This window comes from Streptomyces nogalater (genome assembly GCF_039532885.1).
Lineage (GTDB): Bacteria > Actinomycetota > Actinomycetes > Streptomycetales > Streptomycetaceae > Streptomyces > Streptomyces nogalater.
In genome coordinates, this window is the sequence record NZ_BAAASM010000001.1 from 417,932 (window position 1) to 424,708 (window position 6,777).

9 protein-coding genes are annotated in these 6,777 nt (G+C 69.4%); 5 read left to right on the top strand and 4 right to left on the bottom strand.

The annotated features are described in order from the left end of the window. Window positions 1-40: 40 nt before the first annotated feature. Entirely contained in the window at window positions 41-1,402 is a 1,362-nt protein-coding gene (gene glnA, locus ABD350_RS01900) for a type I glutamate--ammonia ligase (RefSeq protein WP_344345728.1), read from the bottom strand. Window positions 1,403-1,705: 303 nt separating this feature from the next. On the opposite strand from glnA, the gene ABD350_RS01905 reads away from it, so the two are divergent. Continuing rightward, on the top strand, window positions 1,706-2,890 hold the full coding sequence (locus tag ABD350_RS01905; protein ID WP_344345730.1) for a globin domain-containing protein: 1,185 nt from the start codon (window positions 1,706-1,708) through the stop codon (window positions 2,888-2,890). 7 nt (window positions 2,891-2,897) lie between these two features. On the opposite strand, the gene ABD350_RS01910 is transcribed toward ABD350_RS01905, so the two are convergent. Next, a complete protein-coding gene (locus tag ABD350_RS01910; protein ID WP_344345732.1) occupies window positions 2,898-3,344 on the bottom strand; it encodes an RrF2 family transcriptional regulator in 447 nt (148 codons plus the stop codon). Window positions 3,345-3,483: 139 nt separating this feature from the next. Between ABD350_RS01910 and ABD350_RS01915 the strand changes: the two genes are divergently transcribed. Continuing rightward, entirely contained in the window at window positions 3,484-4,161 is a 678-nt protein-coding gene (locus ABD350_RS01915) for a thioredoxin-like domain-containing protein (protein WP_344345734.1), read from the top strand. Then, window positions 4,158-4,790 carry a DUF305 domain-containing protein gene (locus tag ABD350_RS01920; protein ID WP_344345736.1) on the top strand — a complete coding sequence of 211 codons (633 nt, stop codon included), beginning with the start codon at window positions 4,158-4,160 and terminating at the stop codon, window positions 4,788-4,790. The genes ABD350_RS01915 and ABD350_RS01920 overlap by 4 nt, the downstream gene beginning before the upstream one ends. A 111-nt stretch (window positions 4,791-4,901) precedes the next feature. Here ABD350_RS01920 and ABD350_RS01925 read toward each other — a convergent pair whose 3' ends face one another. Both ABD350_RS01925 and ABD350_RS01930 read right to left on the bottom strand, forming a co-directional pair. Then, the gene (locus ABD350_RS01925; RefSeq protein WP_344345778.1) at window positions 4,902-5,168 is read right to left on the bottom strand and encodes a DUF397 domain-containing protein; all 267 of its coding nucleotides are present in this window, start codon (window positions 5,166-5,168) and stop codon (window positions 4,902-4,904) included. Further along, the gene (locus tag ABD350_RS01930) at window positions 5,155-6,015 is read right to left on the bottom strand and encodes a helix-turn-helix domain-containing protein (protein WP_344345738.1); all 861 of its coding nucleotides are present in this window, start codon (window positions 6,013-6,015) and stop codon (window positions 5,155-5,157) included. The genes ABD350_RS01925 and ABD350_RS01930 overlap by 14 nt, the downstream gene beginning before the upstream one ends. A 116-nt stretch (window positions 6,016-6,131) precedes the next feature. On the opposite strand from ABD350_RS01930, the gene ABD350_RS01935 reads away from it, so the two are divergent. Continuing rightward, window positions 6,132-6,350, top strand: a complete 219-nt coding sequence (locus ABD350_RS01935) for a hypothetical protein (protein ID WP_344345740.1) — start codon at window positions 6,132-6,134, stop codon at window positions 6,348-6,350. Further along, on the top strand, window positions 6,344-6,706 hold the full coding sequence (locus ABD350_RS01940) for an ATP-binding protein (RefSeq protein WP_344345742.1): 363 nt from the start codon (window positions 6,344-6,346) through the stop codon (window positions 6,704-6,706). Before ABD350_RS01935 ends, ABD350_RS01940 begins: the two co-directional genes overlap by 7 nt. The last annotated feature ends 71 nt before the right edge of the window (window positions 6,707-6,777 follow it).

Sequence of the window (6,777 nt, forward strand, 5' to 3'; positions counted from 1 at the left end):
GCCGGCGGTTTGCGAACGCCGGCCCCCGCACGACGGAAAGCTACAACACCGGCAGGTTCTTGCGCAGCTCGAAGGCCGTGACCTCGCTGCGGTACTCCTCCCACTCCTGGCGCTTGTTGCGCAGGAAGAAGTCGAAGACGTGCTCGCCGAGGGTCTCGGCGACCAGGTCGCTGCTCTCCATGAGGGTCAGGGCCTCGCCGAGGTTCTGCGGGAGGGGCTCGATGCCCATGGCGCGGCGCTCGGCGTTGGACAGCGCCCAGACGTCGTCCTCGGCGCCCGGCGGGAGCTCGTAGCCCTCCTCGATGCCCTTCAGGCCGGCGGCGAGGAGGACGGCGTAGGCCAGGTAGGGGTTGGCGCCGGAGTCCAGGGAGCGGACCTCCACGCGCGCCGAGCCGGTCTTGCCCGGCTTGTACATCGGGACGCGGACCAGGGCGCTGCGGTTGTTGTGGCCCCAGCAGATGTACGAGGGGGCCTCGCCGCCGGCGCCCGCCGTGCGCTCGGAGCCGCCCCAGATGCGCTTGTAGGAGTTCACCCACTGGTTGGTGACCGCGGAGATCTCGGCGGCGTGCCTCAGCAGGCCCGCGATGAAGGAGCGGCCGACCTTGGAGAGCTGGTACTCGGCGCCGGACTCGTAGAACGCGTTGCGGTCGCCCTCGAAGAGGGACAGGTGGGTGTGCATGCCGGAGCCGGGGTGCTCGGAGAAGGGCTTGGGCATGAACGTCGCGTGGACCCCCTGTTCCAGCGCCACCTGCTTCATGACCAGGCGGAAGGTCATGATGTTGTCGGCCGTGGACAGCGCGTCGGCGTAGCGCAGGTCGATCTCCTGCTGGCCGGGCGCGCCCTCGTGGTGGGAGAACTCCACCGAGATGCCCATCGACTCCAGCATGGTGATCGCCTGGCGGCGGAAGTCCATGCCGATGTTGGTGGGGGTGTGGTCGAAGTAGCCCGAGTTGTCGGCCGGGGTGGGGCGGGAGCCGTCCAGCGGGCGGTCCTTCAGCAGGAAGAACTCGATCTCGGGGTGGGTGTAGAAGGTGAAGCCCAGGTCGGAGGTGCGGGCGAGGGCCCGCTTGAGGACGTAGCGCGGGTCGGCGAAGGACGGGGAGCCGTCCGGCATGAGGATGTCGCAGAACATGCGGGCCGTGCCGGGGGTCTCCGCGCGCCACGGCAGGACCTGGAAGGTGGCCGGGTCCGGCTTGGCGATCATGTCGGACTCGTAGACCCGGGCGAAGCCCTCGATGGCGGAGCCGTCGAAGCCGATGCCCTCGTCGAAGGCCTGTTCCAGTTCGGCGGGGGCCACGGCGACGGACTTCAGGAAGCCCAGCACGTCCGTGAACCACAGGCGTACGAACCGGATGTCGCGCTCCTCCAAGGTCCGGAGCACGAACTCCTGCTGCTTGTCCATCTTCCGCTTCCCCATCCTTGCTGGTCAGGCCGCCTGTCCCCGTACTGCGGGAGGCGGTCGGGCACCTGAGCATCCCACCACAACACCATTTCACGCGCGTTGCGGAGCGTGATCGCCCGAGCGTCCTCGCGCCGAAGGCCTCTCATACGGCACGTGTACCGCGCTCTCGCCCATCTTGCCTGCTCGCTCCCGCATCCGTAATGGCCGGTCCGTTTCCCCGGTGACCGATGCCACCACACTTAAATTTGCTTATATGCCAATTTCCCTACGGTGCTGATCAGCCGAGTTCTCCGAGGAGTCCCGATGCTGACCGAGCAGTCCGCAGCCACCGTCCGCGCCACCCTGCCCGCCGTCGGCGCGGCCATCGGCGAGATCACCGAGCGGTTCTACGACCGCCTCTTCGCCGCCCACCCCGAACTGCTGCGGGACCTGTTCAACCGCGGCAACCAGGCCGCCGGCACCCAGCGGCAGGCCCTCGCCGGTTCCATCGCCGCCTTCGCCACGCACCTGCTCGACCACCCCGACCGGCGGCCGGACGCGATGCTCGGCCGCATCGCCCACAAGCACGCCTCCCTGGGCGTGGCGCCGGAGCAGTACCACGTCGTCCACGAGCACCTCTTCGCCGCGATCGCCGAGATCCTCGGCGAGGCCGTCACGCCCGAGGTGGCCGCCGCCTGGGACGAGGTCTACTGGCTGATGGCCAACGCGCTCATCGCGATCGAGAAGCGGCTCTACGAGGAGAGCGGCGGCCCGGGCCCGCGCCGCTGGGAGGTGGTCGAGCGGGTCGAGGAGACCGCCGACGTCACCACCTTCCGGCTGCGCCCGGCGGACGGCGGCCCGGTGACGGCCTTCCGCGCCGGGCAGTACGTCTCCGTCGGCGTCACCCTGCCCGACGGCGCCCGGCAGATCCGGCAGTACAGCCTGACCGGGGCGCCGGCCGACTCGGTGCGCCAGTTCAGCGTCAAGCGGGTGCACGGCGGCCCCACGCCCGACGGCGAGGTCTCCACCCACCTGCACGCCCACGTCCGCCCCGGCGACGTCCTGGAACTGTCCGAGCCCTACGGCGACCTCGTCCTGGACGCCGGCGACGACACCCCGGTGCTGCTCGCCTCGGCGGGCATCGGCGTGACCCCGATGATCGCGATGCTGGCCGGCCTCGCCGCCGCCGGCCACCGCGGCCCGGTCACCGTGGTGCACGGCGACCGCTCCCCCGCCGACCACGCCCTGCGCGCCGACCACACCGCCTACGCCGGCAAGCTGGCCGACGCCGACGCGCACTTCTTCTACGAGCGCGACGCCGGGCCGGGCGCGCGCACCGGCCTGGTCGACCTGGCGGACATCGCCGTACGGCCCGGCACGCGCGCCTACCTGTGCGGCCCGCTGCCGTTCATGCGCGCCGTCCGCGCCCAGCTGATCGGCAAGGGTGTGGCCCCGGCCGACATCCACTACGAGGTGTTCGGCCCCGACCTGTGGCTGGCGCAGGGCTAGCAGCCCCTCAGTCCCGTTCCGCCGGCCCCCGGGAGATGCCCAGCAGCAGGGGGCCGGTCGGGTCGGTGACGATGTCGGCGATCGTGACCGGGTCCAGGGTGGCGAAGAACGCCTCCTGGGCCCGTCGCAGCGCGCCCCGCAGCCGGCAGCCGGAGCGCAGCGGGCAGCCCGGCGCACCCTCGCAGTCCACCACGTCGCCCTCGCCCTCGAAGGTGCGCACCACCGCGCCCACGGACGCCGTACGGCCCTTCTCCGACAGCGCCAGCCCGCCGCCGCGACCCCGGCGGGCGTCGACCAGACCGAGGTGCTGCAGCTCGGCGACCACCTTCGCGGCGTGCGTGTAGGGCACCCCCATGTCGGCGGCGACCCTGCGGGTCGTGGGGATGTCGTCGGCGGCGACCGCGAGTCGCATCAGGACGCGCAGGGCCAGATCGGTGGAGCGCAGCAGCCGCATACCGCGAGCGTAGGTAATGGGCACCCTGGCGCCAAATCATCCGTGCTGCCGTGAGATCCCTACGGCAGTCGGCCCTTCCCGCACTACGATCAGCGAGCCCCACCGTCCCCACCCACTCCTCTCCAGAAGGACACGTCACATGGGCTCCGGCAAGAACAGCAGCACCGCTGCGCGCAAGGCGCGCATAGACGAGATGCGGCGCGCCGAGCGTGCCCGGGACCGCCGTAACCGGATCCTCGCCATCGCCGCGAGCGTGGTGGTCGTCGCCGGTCTCGTCGTCGGCGGCGTGGTGCTCGTGAACTCGCAGTCGGACGACAAGGACTCCACCGCGAGCGGTGACGCCAAGGGCTCCGGCGACTCCGGGCACTTCACCACCGGCAAGGACGGGGTGCGGACCTGGTCGGGCAAGCTGGGCCGGACGCATGTGACGACCAAGGTGACCTACCCGATGCGCCCGCCGGTCGGCGGCGACCACAACCCGGTCTGGCTGAACTGCAACGGTGACGTCTACACCGCGCCGGTGCCGGAGGAGAACGCCGTGCACTCGCTGGAGCACGGCGCGGTCTGGGTGACGTACACCGCGAAGGCGCCCAAGGCGGACGTCGACGCGCTCGCGGCCAAGGTGAAGAACACGCCGTACTCGATGATCAGCCCCTACGAGAACCAGGACGCCCCGCTGCTGCTGTCGGCCTGGGGCCACCAGGTGGCGGTCAAGAGCGCCAAGGATCCGGAAGTGGACAAGTTCTTCGAGAAGTACGTCCAGGGCACCCAGACGCCTGAGCCGGGCGCGTCGTGCACCGGCGGGGTCATGAAGTGAGCCGGCGCTCCCTCGGCTGGATCGCCGGGACCGCGGCGGCGGCACTCGTCGCGGCCGGCGCGATCACCTACGCGGTCGCCCAGGACGGCGACGGCCCCGGTACGCGGACGCCGGACGCGAAGTCGGCCGACGCGGGCTTCGCGCGGGACATGGCCGTCCACCACCAGCAGGCCGTCGAGATGTCGTACATCGTGCGGGACCGCACCAGGAACGAGGAGGTGCGGCGGCTCGCGTACGACATCGCGCAGACGCAGGCCAACCAGCGCGGGATGATGCTGGGCTGGCTGGATCTGTGGGGGCTGCCGAAGGTGTCGGCCGACCCGCCGATGACGTGGATGGGCATGCGCGGCATGCCTCCCGGCGAGGACGGTGCGCTGATGCCGGGGATGGCCACCAACAGCGAGCTGAAGAAGCTCCAGTCGCTCGACGGCAAGCAGGCGGAGGTCTTCTACCTCCAGCTGATGACGGAGCATCACAAGGGCGGCATCCACATGGCCGAGGGCTGTGTGGACAAGTGCGCGGTCGGGGTGGAGAAGCGGCTCGCGCAGGGCATGGTGGACGCGCAGCAGTCGGAGATCGAGCTGATGGCGGGGATGCTCAAGGAGCGGGGCGCGCGGCCGCGTTCGTGACGCGGGAGCCGGGACCGGGCACTTCGGGTACGCCCTCCGACGTCGCGGTGCCGTCGCAGCGCACGCCGACCGAGGGTGAAGCGCCACTCGGACACGGCGACGGCCCGCTCGTTACTGCGTCTTGAGGGAGGCGATGAAGGGGGCCCAGGCGGTGGCGGGGAGGATGAGGGCGGGGCCGTCGGGGCGCTTGGAGTCTCGGACGGGGACGAGGCCGGGGATGTTGTCGGCGACCTCTACGCAGTGCCCGCCGTCGCCGTTGCTGTAGCTGGATTTGCGCCAGAGGGCGGCGCCGGGGAAGTCGCCGGCCACTTCGACGCAGTTGCCGCCACTTTCGTTGCTGTAGCTGCTCTTGAACCAGAGAGCGTCACTCAAGTGCATGTGGTTGCTTGCCATTTCGGTAGTCCTCGGCTGCTTGCTCAATGAGATTCAGGGACGCCTCTGGATCCAGCGCAGCGGCCCTGAGACGACCGTATGCCTTCGAGTACTGCTTCACGAGCACCGGATCATCGATCAGCTGACCGCTGTACATGCCCTCGGTGTACATGACCGGCGGCGCATCAGCAAAGGTCATGAACCTTGCCATGCCCATCATGAAGGGGTGGGCGCCGAACTTCCGCGGTACAAGTTGCGCAAACGCTCGGCGGTGGCGCAGCACTTCCGCGATGTGGGCCAGCTGTTCCGCCATTTCGTTTGGTGGAAGGATCGGCTGCAACAGCACCGCCTCATGCAGAACGATCCAGCTCTCGGGTGAGTCTTTGTCCTCGTAGAGCCACGCACGACTGCGGCGATCAGCGACCTTGGCCGCCAGGCTCCCCTCGGGCTCTGCGGGGTACGCAGACAGGACCACGGCCCTGATGTACGGCTCCAGCTGGAGCGGTCCCGGGATCAACATCGGATCCCACTCCTCGAACTCCAGCGCGTGCTTCTCCAACTCAAGCACATCTGCGAAGTACTCGGCGTGACTACTCTTCCGCGCCTTCCGCACGTCCTCGCAACGTCGCTCGAAGAAGCTGTCAGTCCCCAGGACCCGATCCGCGTGCCGGGCCAAGTCGAGGGGCATGCGTCGTTCGCCGTGTTCGATGTCGCTGAGGTAGGTCTTGCCGTAGAAGCTGCCCTCAAGGAACGCTTCCAGTGACAGGCCCGCCGCCTCCCTCTTCCAGCGCAACTCCTTGCCGTAGAAGGTGGGGACGCTGATCGAACCGTCGATGTCCTTGCCGCGAGCCATCGCTCATCCTCCTCCGCTGCCGTGATCGCGAACGCGAAACCCCTTTCACGGTAGCGAGCGCAACGACATTCTGTGAGGCGTTCGTCACACTTCGCACAGAAGGTTGCAACCCCCACATGCCCGACCACTCCCCCGCTCCCTACACCGTCGTCCTCTGCGTAGAGGAACTACGCGCCGCCCTCGCCCTGCACGGCATCACGCTCCCGTCGCTCCAGGTCGACCTGCCGAGCTTCGCGGATTCGCACAGCCCCGGTCTCGTGTCGCTCGGGAACTGCAACACGACCACGGCGCGGGCCCTCGCCGCCGCGCTGCGGAAGGCGGCGGACCAATGCTGACGTCGCTGGAGTTCCACCTGTTGGCGACGCCGAAGGCCGCGCCGGACTTGCGTCACCAGCTCCGTGATCACGGTTACGACGTACGCCTGTGCGCAACCGAGTTGCTGACCAACGTCATCGATCACTTGGGCGACGGCACGCCGGTGACCGTACGGGTCATCGGTACGGCGGCGCGTCACGGCCGTACCCGTATCGAGGTGACCGATCCTGATCCGCGCGCGTTGCCCGTTCTGCTCTCCGCGACGGTGTCTGAGGAGTCGGGGCGGGGTCTGGCGCTCGTGGATGCCTTGGCCGAGTGCTGGGGTGTAGTGCAGGGGCCCGACTGCAAGACGGTGTGGTGTGAGCTGAGGAACTGAAGAAGTGGCCGTGGGGCCGCCCGCTTCTTGGTCAGTGTCGTGCCTCCGCGAGGTGAGTCAAGGGCGCGTTC